Source organism: Cupriavidus sp. H39 (genome assembly GCF_050271075.1).
GTDB lineage: Bacteria > Pseudomonadota > Gammaproteobacteria > Burkholderiales > Burkholderiaceae > Cupriavidus > Cupriavidus necator_B.
On sequence record NZ_CP189846.1, the window covers coordinates 2,590,535 to 2,606,054 of the forward strand.

At 69.5% G+C, this 15,520-nt stretch carries 14 protein-coding genes; 2 read left to right on the forward strand and 12 right to left on the reverse strand.

All coding sequences use genetic code 11. The features are described from left to right. Nucleotides 1-8: 8 nt before the first annotated feature. Both ACOCMH_RS12145 and ACOCMH_RS12150 read right to left on the reverse strand, forming a co-directional pair. Nucleotides 9-899, reverse strand: a complete 891-nt coding sequence (locus tag ACOCMH_RS12145; protein WP_427307202.1) for a CoA transferase subunit A — start codon at nt 897-899, stop codon at nt 9-11. 7 nt (nt 900-906) lie between these two features. Beyond that, the gene (locus tag ACOCMH_RS12150) at nt 907-1,803 is read right to left on the reverse strand and encodes a VOC family protein (RefSeq protein ID WP_427307203.1); all 897 of its coding nucleotides are present in this window, start codon (nt 1,801-1,803) and stop codon (nt 907-909) included. Nucleotides 1,804-2,060: 257 nt separating this feature from the next. Between ACOCMH_RS12150 and ACOCMH_RS12155 the strand changes: the two genes are divergently transcribed. Then, complete coding sequence (locus ACOCMH_RS12155) at nt 2,061-2,927, forward strand: SDR family NAD(P)-dependent oxidoreductase (protein ID WP_427307204.1); 867 nt, start codon at nt 2,061-2,063, stop codon at nt 2,925-2,927. A gap of 96 nt (nt 2,928-3,023) precedes the next feature. On the opposite strand, the gene ACOCMH_RS12160 is transcribed toward ACOCMH_RS12155, so the two are convergent. The 9 genes from ACOCMH_RS12160 to ACOCMH_RS12200 form a co-directional block, all read right to left on the reverse strand. Beyond that, nucleotides 3,024-3,470, reverse strand: coding sequence for a nuclear transport factor 2 family protein (locus tag ACOCMH_RS12160; RefSeq protein ID WP_427307205.1), 447 nt, complete (start codon nt 3,468-3,470; stop codon nt 3,024-3,026). Between the two features lie 17 nt (nt 3,471-3,487). Next, on the reverse strand, nt 3,488-5,119 hold the full coding sequence (locus ACOCMH_RS12165) for a FadD3 family acyl-CoA ligase (protein ID WP_427307206.1): 1,632 nt from the start codon (nt 5,117-5,119) through the stop codon (nt 3,488-3,490). A gap of 1 nt (nt 5,120) precedes the next feature. Further along, nucleotides 5,121-6,167, reverse strand: a complete 1,047-nt coding sequence (locus tag ACOCMH_RS12170) for a 2Fe-2S iron-sulfur cluster-binding protein (RefSeq protein WP_427307207.1) — start codon at nt 6,165-6,167, stop codon at nt 5,121-5,123. Between the two features lie 51 nt (nt 6,168-6,218). Continuing rightward, the gene (locus tag ACOCMH_RS12175; RefSeq protein WP_427307208.1) at nt 6,219-6,983 is read right to left on the reverse strand and encodes an SDR family oxidoreductase; all 765 of its coding nucleotides are present in this window, start codon (nt 6,981-6,983) and stop codon (nt 6,219-6,221) included. After that, nucleotides 6,967-8,667: an FAD-binding protein gene (locus ACOCMH_RS12180; RefSeq protein ID WP_427307209.1), complete on the reverse strand. Its 1,701-nt coding sequence runs from the start codon at nt 8,665-8,667 to the stop codon at nt 6,967-6,969. The genes ACOCMH_RS12175 and ACOCMH_RS12180 overlap by 17 nt, the downstream gene beginning before the upstream one ends. Before the next feature lie 18 nt (nt 8,668-8,685). Continuing rightward, nucleotides 8,686-9,246, reverse strand: a complete 561-nt coding sequence (locus ACOCMH_RS12185; protein ID WP_427307210.1) for a flavin reductase family protein — start codon at nt 9,244-9,246, stop codon at nt 8,686-8,688. Continuing rightward, entirely contained in the window at nt 9,243-10,997 is a 1,755-nt protein-coding gene (locus tag ACOCMH_RS12190) for an FAD-dependent oxidoreductase (RefSeq protein ID WP_427307211.1), read from the reverse strand. Before ACOCMH_RS12190 ends, ACOCMH_RS12185 begins: the two co-directional genes overlap by 4 nt. 24 nt (nt 10,998-11,021) lie before the next feature. Next, entirely contained in the window at nt 11,022-12,215 is a 1,194-nt protein-coding gene (locus tag ACOCMH_RS12195) for an acyl-CoA dehydrogenase family protein (RefSeq protein ID WP_427307212.1), read from the reverse strand. A 202-nt stretch (nt 12,216-12,417) separates the two neighbouring features. Continuing rightward, nucleotides 12,418-13,569, reverse strand: a complete 1,152-nt coding sequence (locus ACOCMH_RS12200; protein WP_427307213.1) for an LLM class flavin-dependent oxidoreductase — start codon at nt 13,567-13,569, stop codon at nt 12,418-12,420. Nucleotides 13,570-13,776: 207 nt separating this feature from the next. Between ACOCMH_RS12200 and ACOCMH_RS12205 the strand changes: the two genes are divergently transcribed. Beyond that, nucleotides 13,777-14,133 (forward strand): VOC family protein, encoded by a 357-nt coding sequence (locus ACOCMH_RS12205; RefSeq protein WP_427307214.1) that lies wholly within the window; start codon nt 13,777-13,779, stop codon nt 14,131-14,133. Here ACOCMH_RS12205 and ACOCMH_RS12210 read toward each other — a convergent pair. After that, nucleotides 14,130-15,314, reverse strand: a complete 1,185-nt coding sequence (locus ACOCMH_RS12210) for a helix-turn-helix transcriptional regulator (protein ID WP_427307215.1) — start codon at nt 15,312-15,314, stop codon at nt 14,130-14,132. The genes ACOCMH_RS12205 and ACOCMH_RS12210 overlap by 4 nt on opposite strands. Nucleotides 15,315-15,520 lie beyond the last annotated feature (206 nt).

The window sequence follows — 15,520 nt, forward strand, 5'->3', positions numbered from 1 at the left end:
CTTGGAGATCAAAGTACGGGCAGCGGCAGGTCGTGCACGTGGCCCAGGCCGCCGATGCACGCCAGGTAGTGCGCCTCGCTGGCGCCCACCACCTCGTCGCGGTAGGCACCGAAGCCGTCCTCGGCCTCGGCGCTGGCGCAATAGGACTTCAGCGCCGGCAGGTCCCAGCCGTACGCCGGCGCGCACGAGGTGGGATGGGCGCCGGCCGGTGCGTGCACCACGCCGGTCACCAGCGAACGCTCGAAGGGGTTGTTGCGGGCACGCGCCAGGTCGTCGTCCTCGAGGCGCGGATGCAGGGCTTCGCAGCTCACATAGCAGCGCCGCGCGGCGCGGGCGAACCATTCATCGAAGAACGGATCGGGCCCGTCGATGCGGGTGTTGCCCAGCACATCGCTTTCGTTCACGTGCAGCAGCGCCGCGTCCAGTTCGATGGCAGGCATCGCCACCAGCACTTCGCCATCGGCATAGGGCGAGCGCACAGTGCGCAGGTGCGGGTTCTTGTCCAGCACGTCGGTGCCCAGCGCGGCGCGCGTCGGCAGGAACGGCAGGCGCGCGGCCGCGGCGCGCAGGCCCAGCTGCAGCATGCCCTCGTCCAGCTCCGTCACCTCCAGCAGGCCCCGCTCGCGCGCCTGGCGGAAGTAGGGCTCGAGCGGAATCACGTCGAGCGAGACAAAGCCGAACACCAGCTTGCGGACCTTGCCGGCCGCGCACAGCATGCCAACCTCGGGGCCGCCGTAGGCGACCACGGTCAGGTCTTTCAGCGGCGAGCGCAGGATCTCGCGCACCAGCGCCATCGGCTTGCGGCGCGGGCCCCAGCCGCCGATGCCGAGGATCATGCCATCGGCGAGCTGGCCGACCACGTCGGCCGCGCTCATGGTTTTGTCGATCGTCTTGGTCATGGTGTGTTTAGCGGTATCCGATGCTGAAGTCGTGTCCCCACAGGCTGACGCGCGTTGCTTCGTAGGCCGCGTGGTGGCTCCAGTCCACCACCAGCCCGCCGTGGCCGAACTCGAGGTCGAAGCCGCCAGGGGTCTTCATGTAGAAGGAAGTCATGCGGTCATTGCAGTGCTGGCCCAGCGTGGCGGAGAGCTTCACGCCGTGCTGCTGCACACGGTCCAGCGCGCGGCCCACCTCGGCCATGTCCGGGACCTCGGCCATCACGTGGATGCAGCCGGCTTCCGACGGCATCTCGAAGATCGCCAGGCTGTGGTGGCGGCCGTTGCCGCAATGCAGGAAGTGAATGCGCTTCTCCGGCTCCGCCGGGTCGTTGGTAAAGCGCACGCGGAAGATGTCGGACAGGCCGAAGCCCATCACCTCGCACAGGAAGGCGTAAGTCTGGTCGAAGGCCGGCGCGGGCAGCACGGCGTGCCCTGCCCCCATCGGGTCCGTGATGAAGCGCGGCACGCCCACCGGCGAGACAAAGCGAAGGAAGTCCGAGCGCATGCCCCAAGAGATCTCATGGCGGTTGCCCGACGGGTCGGCGAACCAGGCCATGGCCTGCACGCGGCGCTGCGCCAGCTCCGCGGCACTGGCGTGCACCACCTCCACGCTGGCCTGGCGCAGCGTGTCGAGCGCATGGCGGTAGGCGGGCTCGTCGGCCAGCTCCCAGCCTGATGCCAGGTAGCGGTCGCGCGCGCCCGGCACCACCAGGTAGCGGTAGTCGCGTTCATCCATCTTCACGTACAGCCCACCGCCGGGCGCGCCGGAACAGGCCATGCCGAGCACCTGTTCGGCATAGTGTCGCCACTGCCCGATGTCGGTGGACTCGACCACGATGTAGCCAAGCGCACGAATGTCCAACATGCCGGTCTCCTCTGGTTCGATGCGGGGTTCGGGACTGGCTGCCGCGGGTTGCTGCGCTGCTGCAGCCAGTCGATGGGACCGATTCTTTCGCGTGCGGCCCGCGGGCACATCGTCCTCGCGGACTAGCCGGTATTGCGGCACGGGTGCCGTCTTCCCGGGCCACGGCGGCGGGCGCGGCTAGTCCGAACGAGGGATGTGCGGGCCCCGCTCTCGCCGCACGCTTGGCGCGGGACGACCCTTTTCACAAAGGAGCAGAGATGAAGGAATCCGCACAAGCCTGCGTCGCCGTGGTGACCGGCGCCTCGCGCGGTGCCGGCCGCGGCATCGCACTGGCGCTCGGCGCAGCCGGCGCCACGGTGTATGTCACCGGCCGCACCGAGACAGAAGGCAGCGCGCCGTTGCCCGGCAATATCCACGCCACCGCGCGCGAGATCGATGCGCTCGGCGGCCGCGGCATCGCGATTGCCTGCGACCACGGCGACGACGCCCGGGTCGCGGCGCTGTTCCGCCGCGTGCGCGAAGAGGCTGGAAAGCTCGACATCCTGGTGAACAACGCCACCTCCCTGCATGACCAGCTGATCCAGCCGGGGCCGTTCTGGCAGAAGCCGCTGGAGATGGCCGGCATCCTCGACGTGGGGCTGCGCTCAGCTTACGTGGCCAGCTGGCATGCCGCGCCCATCATGGCCGCGCAGGGCCGCGGGCTGATCGTGTTCACCTCGTCGTTTGGCGCCAACTGCTACATGCACGGTCCGGCCTACGGCGCGCAGAAGGCGGGCATCGACAAGTTCGCGCACGACATGGCGGTCGACCTGCGACCCTGCGGGGTTGCGGCGGTATCGCTGTGGATGGGGCCGCTGCGCACGGCGCGCACGCTGCGGGTATGGGAAGAACATCCGGACAAGTACGCGGCCTTCGCGCCGGTGGCGGAAACGCCTGAGTTCACCGGGCGGATCATCGATGCGCTGTACCGCGACCCCGCGCTGATGGACAAGTCCGGACGGGTGCTGATCGGCGCAGAGGCGGCGCTGGCCTATGGCATCGTCGATGCGGAGGGGGTGCAGCCGCCGTCTTACCGGCAGGCGCTTGGGGGGCCGCCGCCGGTGCATCCGGCGATTGTGGAATAGGGTTGGATCTGCGGGCGCATCGGCGCTTGCCACCACCGCTCACATACGCAGCCCCTCTCCCGCAAGCGGGAGAGGGGAGCAAACAAGCGCGGCCTCCTACCCTCCCTCCGACAACAACCCCGTCGTGAACACCGTCGACCGGATCAGCCACGCCCCATCAACCCGCACATACTCATCCGCATAGCGCCCCGTCAGGAACGTACGCGAACCACTGGCATCATCCAGCGCCAGGTAGGCCAGGTCCCAGCTGCCCTGCGCGGTGTTCTCATCCAGCACACGGATCTCCCCCTGCCCCGCAAAATGCATCTCCCGCAGCGTGGGTCGGCACGCCAGCTCTGCAAAGCACTGAACCAGCGCGTCGCGCCCCGCAAAGCTGCCGATCCGGTCATAGTGGATATGCGCGTGGTCAGCCACGAAGCACGCACGCATCGCATCAGGGTCCTTGTCATCGCAAGCGCGCAGGTAGCGCAGCTTGAGCGCGCGGATCGCCTCCGCGGCTTCCAGCCGCGCCACGCGCTCGGCAATGGCGGCCATTTCGGTCATGATCGATTCCCCGTTGATCAGGCTTCGCGCAGCTGGTACTTCAGCACCTTCCCCGCCGCGCTGACCGGCAGCGACGTCACGAACAGCACCTCGCGCGGCACCTTGTAGTTGGCCATGTGCCGGCGCGCCCACGCAATCAGGGTGTCGGCGTCCACGCGCGCGCCGTGGCGCAGCACCACGTAGGCGCGCCCCACTTCACCCAGCCGCTCGTGCGGCATGCCCACCACGGCCACCTGGGCCACCGCCGGATGGGCCACCAGCAGCTTCTCCACCTCGGCCGGGTAGCAGTTGAAGCCGCCCACGATAAACATGTCCTTGATGCGGTCAGTGATGCGCAGGTAGCCGCGCGCATCGAGCGTGCCCACGTCGCCGGTATGCAGCCAGCCGTCGCTGTCGATGGCTTCGGCGGTGGCTTCGGGCAGGCCGAAATAGCCCTGCATGACGTTGTAGCCGCGTACCAGCACTTCCCCCGGCTGGCCGGTGGCCACGGGCTGCCCGTGCGCATCGATGCAGCGGATTTCGATGCCCGGCATCGCGCGGCCGGACGTGGCGGCGACGGTTTCGGCGTCGTCGCCGGCACGCGTGAGCGTGGCAAAGCCGCACGATTCGGTCAGGCCATAGCCGGTGATGATGGTGTCGAAGCCCAGTTCGTCGCGCATGCGCTGGATCAGCGCCGGTGCGATCGCCGAGGCGCCGGTGACCGCCACGCGCAGCGAGCTCAGGTCGAATTCGCGCAGGCGCGGCGCGTTGAGCAGCGTCTGGTACAGCGTGGGCGGGCCGGGCAGCACCGTGATGCGCTCGTTCTCCACGCGCGTCATCACGGCTTCGGCGTCGAACACCAGGTGGGGCAGGACCGTGGCCCCGCGCGACAGCGCCGCGAGCCATCCGGCCTTGTAGCCGAAGGTATGGAAGAACGGGTTGACGATCAGGTAGCGGTCGCCAGCCCGCACCCCGGTAATGGCGGCCCAGCCGTCGATGGCGCGCAGATTCTGCGCATGGGCCGTCATCACGCCCTTGGGCCGGCCGGTGGTGCCCGAGGTGAACATGATGTCCATCGGGGTGTCGCCGCTCACGCCGGCCTCGCGCGCGGCCAACGCGGCCCTGTCCGTGCGCGGCGCCAGCCCCAGGAAATCGTCCCATGCCAGTTCGTCGGCACCGGCGCGCCGGCCCTGTCCCGGGCGCAGGATCACCAGCCGCTCCAGCGTGGCGGGACGGTGCGGGGCCAGCATCTGCGGATAGCTCTCTCCGAGGAAGCCGTCGACGCAGAACAGCAGGCGCGCGCCGCTGTCGGCCAGCACGGCGCCGGCTTCGGCCCCTTTCATGCGCGTATTCAGCGGCACCAGCGCCGCGCCCACGCTGTGCGTCGCCAGCGCCGCGATGATCCATTCGGAGAAGTTCGGCGCCCACAGCGCCACGCGGTCGCCGGGTTGCGCGCCCAGCGCCATCAGCGCACGCGCCGCCTGGATCCGGCTGGCGTCGAGCGCGGCGTAGGTCAGGCGCAGCCCGTCTTCCTGGATGGCGATGCGCTCGCCGTGGCGGCTGGCCGCGCGCCGCAGCAGCTCGGGGATGGTCTCGGCAATGCCGTCGTTTGCCGCGGCTTCGATGCCGGCCGGTGCCACAATGGCGTCGAGGGTATCTGATGGAGTCATGTCAATCCGGGAACTTCAGGTGGATCTCGCGGCTGGCCGGGCGCGCCTGGCAGGCCAGGGTCCAGCCCGCCTCCAGGTCGGCGCGGTCGAGCACATGGTTTTCGCCGAGCGTCACGTCGCCCTGCGTCACCTGGCACATGCAGGCGCCGCACAGGCCGGCGCGGCAGGAGTTGGGCGCAGCCACGCCGGCGCGCTGCAGGGCATCGAGCACGGTCTCGTCAGGCGCCGCGCCGAGCTGGTGGGTCGCGCCGTCCAGCTGCACGGTGAGTGCGGCGCCTTGCATGGTGGTCGTGGGCGCGGTGGCGGCCGCGCTGGGCGGCGCCGTTGCCACCGGCGCATCGGGCAAGGAGACGAAACGCTCCACGTGCAGCTGGCCACGCGGCACGCCCAGGGCCTGCAACGCGGCCTGGGCGCCGTCCATGAAGGGGCCGGGCCCGCAGACAAAGCATTGCGCCATGCTCCACGGCCGCACCAGTTCCTCGATCTGGCGCTGCGTGGGCGGCCCCTGCACGCTGTCCAGCCAGTGGATCACGCGCAGGCGGCCGGGATGGCTGTGCGCGAGCGCGGCCAGCGCCTCGCGAAAGATGATGGAGCGTTCGTCGCGGTTGGCATACACCAGCGTGACCGCGCCGCGCCCGTGTCGCAACGCTGCCTTGGCGATCGACAGCACCGGCGTGATGCCGCTGCCGCCCGCCAGCAGCAGGAAATCGCCATGCAGCGCAGGCGGCGTGAACACGCCGGCGGGCGGCATCGCCTCCACCGTGTCGCCGGCGCCGAGATGGTCGCAGATCCAGTTGGATACGCGACCGCTCTGCACGCGCTTGACGGTCACGCGCAGGGCGCCGTCCACGCCCGGCGTGCTGGACAGCGAATAGCAGCGCTGCAGCGGCACGCCGTCCACGGGCACGCGCAACGTGAGGAACTGGCCCGGGCGGTAGGAAAACGTCTCGCGCAGCCCCTCCGGCAGCGCGAATACCAGCGAATGCGCCTGGTCCGTCTCCGCGACCACTTCAGCAATCTGCAGCCGATGGAATTGCACTGGCGCCATGATGTCCTTGTTCCTGTCCTTGAGCCTATCCTTGACCCGCCGGGCGCGTGCTCAGGCCACGCCCATGATGGTCTGCGCGTTGTCGATACGAAGTTCCGCGCCGTTGATGAAGCGCGATTCGTCGGAAGCCAGGAACAGCACCAGGTTGGCCACGTCGCGCGGATGGCACATGCGCTGCATCGGCTCGGCGCCGCCGACCTCCTCCGGCAGGGCCGTGGCGCCGCCGGGGAGGAAGGCCGCGGTCATCGGCGTCAGGATGCCGTCCGGATGGATCGAGTTGCAGCGCACGCGGTAGCCGCTCTGCTTGCAATGGCCTGCCACCGCGCGCGTCAACGCGGCCACCGCGCCCTTGCTGGCGCTATAGGCGCAGAACGCGCCCATGCCGCCCAGCGCCGCCACCGACGACATGTTGACGATGCTGCCGCCGCCCGCCTTCATCGCGGCCACGCCGTACTTGCAGCCCAGGAAGTAGCCGTCGGCGTTGACGCGCATCACGCGTTGCCACTGCTCCAGCGTGGCGTCCTCGACCGTTCCCAGCATCAGGATGGCGGCATTGTTGACCAGCACGTTGGGCGCGCCAAAGCGCTGCGCGGTGCGCGCCATCACCTGCTGCCAGCCGGCTTCGCTGGCAATGTCGTGCGGCACGAACAGCGCGCTCTCGCCAATCTCGCGCGCCAGCGCGTGGCCCGCTTCCTCGTTGAGGTCGGTCAGCACCACGCGCGCGCCTTCGCGCGCCAGCAGCAGTGCGTCTTCCTTGCCGACGCCGCTGGCGGCCCCGGTGACGATGGCGATCTTTCCTTCAGTACGTCGGCTCATGGGTAGTCTCCTGGTGGTTGTGTGCGTGCCGGTCGCCGGCAGGCTGTCGTGCGAGATGGCGGCCCGCGTTGCGTCCCGACCAGATGCAGTCGGCAAGCGACAGGCCGCTCACGTAATGATTGGATGCGATGCCGACGGCGGTGCGGCCCACGGCGTAGAGCCCGGGGATGGGTGCCCCGCCCGCGGCAGCCAGCACGCGGCCGCTGGATTCTTCCACCGACAAGCCGCCCAGCGTGATCGCCGGGCACGGGAAGACCCGGCTGTCGGCCGAGATATCGATGGCCAGCCACGGGCCGGCCTCGAGCGACGCGCACATGGCCGCCGACTTGCCAGCCGGATCGGGCCCCTCGCCGCGCGCCGCGGCGTTATAGGCGTCGAGGGTCGACCGCAGCACCTGTCCCGGCATCCCGAGCTTGGCGGCCAGTGCCTCGACGCTGCCGGCGCGGCGCGCACCGGCCAGCATCAGCAGCGCCGCCGGCAAGGCCTGGAACGCCCACAGCCGGCCTCCCAGGCATTCACGCAGCGCCTCGCGCGCCAGCGCGCGGTTCAGCACCAGCCAGGCGCGCCCCCCGTGCCGCTCGCAGATGGCGTGGCCGAGGGTGGCGCCATAGGTTTCCTCGTTGCCGATGCGCGCGCCCAGTGCGTCGACCACGCAGCCGCGCGCCCAGGCGAACGGCGGATTGATGAAGCGCCACGCCGACACGTGCTCGAGGTGCCGCGTTGCGCCGCCCGCCGACTCGCCGAGGCGGATGCCGCTGCCGTCGCAACCGGTCGCACCCAGGCGCCAGGCCTGCTGGTACTTGCCGGCGTGGCGCGCCACCATGGCGCGGTTGAAGATAAAGCCCCCGGTGGCCAGCACCACCGCGCCGGTGCGCACCGCGACCGGGCGCGCATGGCGCAGCTCCAGTTGCAGCACGCGCGCGCGCAGCCAGTCGGCCAGCGCCGGCAGGCCGTTGTGCAGGCGCTCGGCCAGGCGCGCCAGGCGGGCATGGCGCGTCTGGTGGCGCCCCGGCGGCAGTTGCCACAGTTCGACGCCGACGACGGCGCCGTCGCGGTCGAGAATCAGCCGCCGCGCGGCGCTCTGGCGCATCACCGTGATACCCCCGCTCGCCTCCACCGCGCGGCGCAGCACGCCATACAGCGTGCGGCCGGACATGCCCGGGCCCTTCACGCGGTGTCCGCGCGGTGCCGGCGCGGCATGCTGCGCGTAGGCGGGCACTGCTTCGTTGCCGGAGTAGTACAGGTAGTAAGGCTGTGCCGGATAGGAAGTCTTGCGCGGCGGCACGGTGGCAGCAAAGCGCACTCCCAGCGCCTCCAGCCAGCCGATCATCGCGCGGCTGCCCTCGCAGAAGCCTTGCAGCGTGGCATCGCTGACCACCCCTTCGGTTTCCTGGCGCAGGTAGCCGGCCATGGCTTGCGGCGTATCGTCATAACCCGCGGCACGCTGGTAGGGCGTGCCGCCGCCGGCATAGACCACGCCGCCGCTTCTGGCGCTGGCGCCACCGCCTTCGAAGCGTTCCGCCACGATCACGCGCGCGCCGCCATGGGCGGCTTCCAGCGCGGCGCAGGCGCCGGCGGCGCCGAAGCCGACCACCACGGCATCGCAGGCAGCCTGCCACGGATGCGCGTCGGGATCATCGAGCCGCAACGGGGCGTGGACCGGTGTGACAGCGTCGTGGGCCATGGTGGCGCTTGCTCCGGGTCAGGCCGAACACAGCGCGCCCAGCGGCGCGGAGGTGGTATAGGCGCCGTCGACATAGACCAGCGGCGAAACCTCGCCGGCCAGCCTGACCTCACGCAGCCGGCCGATAAAGACCGCATGGGTGCCATAGTCGAAACGGCCATCCTGGCGGCAGAACAGGTTAGCCTGGGCATTGCGCAGGCTCGGCACGCCCAGCGTGTCGTCTTCCCATTCGCCGCTGGTGAAGCGCGCTTCGCCCTTGAGCCGGCCGCTGCAGTCCACGGCGATGTCGCGGTGGTCGGCGGCGAGCAGGTTGATGCAGAAGTCCGCGCCGACATCCAGCGGCGGGTAGATCGATGCATTGCGATGGATGCAGATCAGCAGTGAAGGCGGGTCGGCGGACAGCGAATCGACCGCGGTCACCGACATCGAATAGCGGCGCTCGCCATCGCGGCAGCTGATCACCGCGACGGAGCGGGCCATGCGCCGCATCGCCATCAGCATGTCGTCGCGCAGGGCGCTGCCGGCTTCGGCGCTGGCGCCTGCGCTGGAACTTGCGCTGGATTCGGGTCTGGCGCTCATATTGCCTCCTGTACGGGTTGAGCGGGGTGCGTCGCGGCGGCTTGCCGCGCAGGCTGCGAAATCACGTCCGCGGCGATCATGCCGAAGGTCATCGCCGGGCCCAGCGTGGACCCGGCGCCGGGATAGCTCGCGCCCATCATCGAGGCGCTGGTATTGCCGATTGCGAACAGGCCGGCGATGGCGCTGCCGTCGCCGCGCAGCACACGCGCGCTGGCGTCGGTCACCAGACCGCCCTTGGTGCCGATATCGCCGGCGTCGAGGCGCACCGCATAGAAGGGCGCCTTGCCGATCGGCGCGAGGCAGGGGTTGGGCCGTACCGCGGGGTCGCTGTAGTAGGTGTCGAACAGGTTGTCGCCCTTGCCGAATTCAGCGTCGACCCCGGTGGCCGCGTAGTCGTTCATGCGCGCGACGCTGGCGGCCAGGCCATCGGCATCGACGCCGATCTGCTGCGCCAGCTGCGCCAGCGTGTCGGCGCGCACCAGGATGCCGGACAGGCCCGCCGGAATGCTGCGATCCGGCATCACCGAGCCGGGCAGGATCGGCCCGCACGGGTACTTGTGCCGGAAGGTGGCGTCGAACACCATCCAGGCCGGCACGCTGCAGCCGGTCTGTTCGTGGTCGCGGTACATCGCGGGCACGAACTCGGAGTACGGCGCGGCCTCGTTGACGAAGCGCCGGCCCTGCCCGTTCACCACCAGGCAGCCCGGCATGGCGCGCTCGATAAACAGTGCGCGCTGTTTTTCCTCGCCCTGCACCTGCACCGTGGGCGCGCCCCAGACGTGGGACATCAGCGCCACCCCGGCGCCGGCCGCCTGCGCCGCGCGGATGGCGTCGCCGGTATTGTTGGGCGGGGTCGCGCTCCAGGCGGCCCGGGTCGGTTGCGGCAGGTATTGTTCGCGCATGGCCTGGTTGCGCTCGAAGCCGCCCGCGGCCAGGATCACGCCGCGCAGCGCGCGGATCTCCACCTCGCGTCCGTCCTGCATGGCGCGCACGCCGCGCACGGCGTCGTCCTCGACGACCAGGTCCTGCAGCGCGGTATCGAGCCACAGCGGAATCGCGCGGTCCATCATGGCGCGCCGCAGGCCGCCCACCAGGCTGTTGCCGAGCGTGAGCCGCCGGTCGCGCCGGGTCTTGCGGCGCCAGCCGAGGTCGAGCCAGTAGCGGGCGAACTGGCGCACCGCCAGGCCAAGCCAGCCGGGCGCGCGGCACAGCAGCGCATGCGCCTCGGCCGAGGTCACCGCCACGCGCCCGCCCACCAGCGTGCCGGGCGACGGCGGCCGCAGCCGCTCGAACTCTTCGCGCAACTGCGCGCCGTCGAACGGCATGGGGTCGAGCGCGCGGTAGCCCGGCATCGCCCCTGGCAGCTTCTGGTAGTAGTCGGCGTAGCGCGGCAGCGTGTAGTAGCGCACCCCCGCCTGCTGCTCCAGGTACTGCAGCATGCGCGGCGCCTGCTCCAGGTAGGCGCGGATGCGCTGCGGGTCGCCGTGCTCGCCGGTGCAGGCGAGCACGTATTCCAGGGCCCTGGCGTAGTCGTCGTGCCCGCCTGCCGGCGCGATATGGTGATTCAGCGGAATCCAGATGCCGCCGCCGGACACCGCCGAGGTGCCGCCGTACTGGCTGCTCTTCTCCAGCACCACCACCGACAGGCCGCGATCGGCGGCGCGGCAGGCGGCCAGCATGCCGCCGGCGCCGGAGCCGATCACTACCACGTCAAACTCGCTGGGCTGCATGCGCGCTCTGCTCTGGCTCATGATGGGTCCTCGTGCCGGTGCGGCTCAGATGAAGAAGTCCGTATTGGCGCGCCCCATCATCACGCCGCCCAGGTTCTGGCCGAAGCGGTCCAGGTTGTTGGCGTAGTGGGCACGCGCCGCATGCAGGTCGAGGAACCGGCGCACCATCGGGTTGCTGCGGTAGATGCCGTTGCCGCCGGCATAGCGCAGCAGGCCGTTGGCCAGCTGCGCGCAGCGCTCGGCCACCTGTGCCGACTGGAAGCGGAAAAGCAGACGGCGCGGCGTCTCGAGCTGGCCGCCGTCGCGCGCCACGGCCAGCAGTTCGTCAAAGTTGCGCTCCAGGATGGTCCGCATCTCGTCGATGGCCACCTGCGCGCTGGCGCACGCCATCTGCGCGCCACCGTCTTCCGCGGTCTTGCCGCCGCCATTGCTGCTGATGCGGCCGTCGGCATAGGCGACGAAGTCGTCCAGCGTGCCTTCCAGCGCGCCGATGCAGGCGGTGCAGACCGCGCGCACGAAGATCTGCGCGAACGGCAGCCGGTACAGCGGCACGTCATTGACGGCCAGGCCGGGGCTGGTACCCATGGCGCCATCGACGGCGCGATGGGTGCGGTAGTCCGGCACGAACACGTCGTCCACCACGATGTCGTGGCTGCCGGTCGCGCGCAGGCCCAGCACATCCCAGTTGCGCACGATCTTGTAGTCCGAGCGCGGCAGCAGGAAGGTGCGGTAGTCATAGGCGCCGCCAGATTCGGCCGGCGGCACCAGGCCGCCCAGGAAGATCCAGTCGCACAGCTCGCTGCCGCTGGAGAACTTCCAGTGGCCAGAGAAGCGGTAGCCGCCTTCCACCGGCGTGACCTTGCCCACCGGCATGTAGGTCGAGGCAATCAGCGTGGCGGGGTCGTTGCCCCACACTTCCTGTTGCGCGCGTTCATCGAACAGCGCCAGCTGCCAGTTATGCACGCCGACCACGCCATAGACCCAGGCGGTTGACATGCAGCCTTTGGCCAGCGCCATCTGGATGCGGAAAAAGGTTTGCGGGTCCAGCTCATAGCCGCCGTGGCGGCGCGGTTGCAGCACCTTGAAGAAGCCCGCGGCCTGCATCTCGGCGATGGTCTCGGCGGGAATGCGGCCTTCGGTTTCGGCCCGCGCGGCACGCTCTGCCAGCGCCGGGATCATCTGCTCGGCACGCGCGATCAGGCGTGCCGCCAGTTCCTTGGGATTGTTGTCGTGATGCACCGCGGTCTCCTTGTTTGCCTGGTTTTGTGGCTGGCATCGATATTTGCACCGGCGCGGCGGCGTGCCATCGTCTGTTGGGACTAGCTGTTATCGCGAACTCGCGCGTACGACTGCGTGGTTGCGCCCGCCCTCACCCCCGCCCCTCTCCCGCAAGCGGGAGAGGGGCGCAAACCCTCAGCGGGTCCATTAGCGTCCGGCCACATCAAGCCAGCGCGCGCAGCTTCCTGCCCTGCTTGCGGAAATGCGGGATCACGTACTCGCCGATATTGCGGATGGTCTCCAGCTGCGCCCACTGCGGCACCGTGCCCATCTGGCAGATGAACAGGATCTCGTCCGCGCCGGCATCGATCAGGCGCTGCACGTAGCCGATGCAGTCCTCCACCGTGCCGTAGGCGTGGTTCGGGTTCAGCATCATCATCGACGGATCGCTGAAATCCACCGAGACTTTCTCGGAGGCGAACTTCGTGTTGATGACGGCCTTGCCCTGCGCGTCCGTCGCGGTGACATGCTCGTCGTCCCACGTCGACGGATCAGGACGCTCGCCGCCGGCATACCAGTACGACAGCGACTCCATGAAATAGCGCTGTCCCTTGATGCCGATCTTGCGCGCGGCCAATCCGTCTTCCAGCACGATGGTCGGACACAGCGCCGCCAGGTGCTGGTGCGGGCGGAAGCCCACCTGGTCCTCCGGCTTGCGGCACTCCCACGCGGTGCGATAGATCTCGTTCTTCTTCGCCACATCGTCGGGCCCGCCGAAGCCGAGCACCAGCGCACCCATGCCGCGCGCGCCGGCGCGCTGCAGCGTGTCGGCGTTGGTGCAGGCCAGGTACATCAGCGGGTGCGGATCCTGGCGCGGCTTGGGGTGGATCGGGCGGCGCGGGATCTTGATGAACTCGCCGTCGTGCTCGATCTCGTCCTGGGTCATGATCTTCGGGATCAGGTACATCGACTCGTCGATCATCGGGTGCAGGCTGTTCAGGTCGTAGCCGAAGGTGCCGGCCTCCTGCTGGGTGCCGCCCTTGCCCACGCCGAAGTGCACGCGGCCGCCGGACAGGATGTCGAGCGTGGCGATGCGCTCGGCCACCTTCACCGGATGGTTCATCGCCGGCGGCAGGCAGACCACGCCGTGGCCGATGCCGATGCGCTGCGTGCGCCCCGCGACGAAGGCCAGGAACGTCTCCGGCGCGCTCATGTGCGCGTAGTTGGTCAGCGCGGTGTGCTCGACCGCCCAGACCACGTCGAAGCCCATGTCCTCGGCCAGCACCACCTGTTCCATGATGTCATCGAACACCTGGTGGTCGCCGGCGCGCGAGGCATCGACGGTCTGGGCTTCATAGATCAGCGAAAAACGCATTGCAGTCCCCTCTCGGTTTGTCGGTACCAGACCGCGTCCGGGGCACTGCGAGGCGCTGCGCCTTGGGCCGGAAGCGGCCGGTGTGATCGCAGTGTGGTCGGCGCAGGGCGTTGCAACATCGTCTGATTGGATTATGAGCCGCGCAGGGCGCGTCCCTATCATGGGCACCGGGCATACCGCCCGCGCTTATCGAAAGGAACAGATTCCATGCAAACCAGGCTGCTGCTTTACCCCGTCGCGGACATTGACGCCGCGCTGCCGTTCTTTACCGAAGCACTGGGACTGCCATTGAAGTTCCGTGATGCCGACCGCTATTGCGCGCTCGACGCCGGCGCGCTGACGCTGGCGCTGGTGGCCGGCGAGGAACGGCTGGTCGACCAGCCCGCGCTGGCCTTCAGGGTGGAGGCAGGAGACGATATCGCCGCGGCCATAGCGCGGCTGGTGCAGGCCGGCGCCACCGTGACGCAGGCCGCGGCGCAGGGACCGCACGAGACGCGCGCGGTACTGCGCACGCCAGAGGGCTTTGCGCTGGTGCTCAGCGCAAAGCTTGCGCCCGCCAGCTAGCCCAGCGAGATCACGCTGCTCAGCAGCATGCGCACCAGCGTGGCCTGGCGTGTCACGCCGGTCTTGGAGAAGATCGCACGCAGGTGCGCGCGTGCCGTGTTCTTGCTGATGCCGAGTTCGTCGGCGGCTTCATCGAGCGTCAGCCCGTTGGCCAGCTGCAGCGCCAGCTGCGTCTCGGCCGGGGTTAAGTCGAACAGTTGGCGCACCACGTCGTGCGAGGCCTGCGAGCGGCGCTCGGGGTCGCGGATAAACACCACGCACGCGGGGCGCTTGCGGTTGTCCTCGGACCACTCGCTCAGCGGGATGGTGCGGATCAGCACGCCCAGCCTGGCGCTGCCGGACGGACGCGTGATCGACATCGCCTCCATCAGCGCCGGCGCGGTGCCGAGGTGGCCCATCATGGCCTGGCGCAGCAGGCGCTGGAACTTGCGGTTCTCCTGGCCGTACTCGACGTCCAGCCCGCCCTTGGCGACGCGGATGCCGTCCTTTGCGCCAAGGATTTCATCGGCGGCGGCATTGGTCTTGATGATGGTGCCCGACTCGTCCAGGATCACCATGCCGACCAGCATGCGGTCGATGGCGCTGGCGTAGACGGTACGTTCCGACTCGACCACGTCCAGGCGCGAGTGCAGGTCCACCGCGCGCTTCAGGTGCGGCAGCAGGGAGGTGCACAGGGCCTTGTCCGCGACGGAGAAGTCAGGGCCGTCATGGTCGCGGCACACGCGGAAGCGGCACTCGACGCCGTCGTCGGTGCGCAGGTCGGCACCGAGGATGTAGCGGATGCCGACGTCCTTGAGGAACTGCTGGTAGAGCTCGCTCTTGCACCACATGCCGGGGCCGAGATGCTCGTCGATGGTCACCACCCGGTCCGACGGCAGCCCGATGAAAGGGTCCAGCGCGTAGTAGTAGTTGTTGTAGGAGGTCTCGCCCGGCAGGGTCGAGCCATGCTCGGACGCGTTGATCATCAGCCCGGGGCGATCGGTGGCCGGCGAGCGCAGGATCAGCGTGGCGTAATTGGCATTGAGCTGGCGCCGGATCTGCTCCAGCGCCTTGCCCCATGGCACCTGCTCCATCGGGCCCTGGTAGATATTGCCCAGCAATGCGCTGAACTCCGACAGCGACACCGTCGCCTGCGCGAACAGGTGTGCGGCCGCCTGGCTCTGGCTAACCTCCATCAGCATTTCCTCTGTCTCCATTGTGGCGTGCTCAGCGCTCCGGACGAGCCGGGCCGCTGGCTTGTGCGGGCTCTCTGGCCCTTTTTTTGTGACCCGATTATAGGGACGGCAAAGGGGGCGCGGCTGGCCCCCGCCTTCATGGTTTGCCCTAGGCGGCCCGGCCGCGCACACAAGCCGGACTAGTCCCGCGGGACAGGCCCATCGTCACGCGC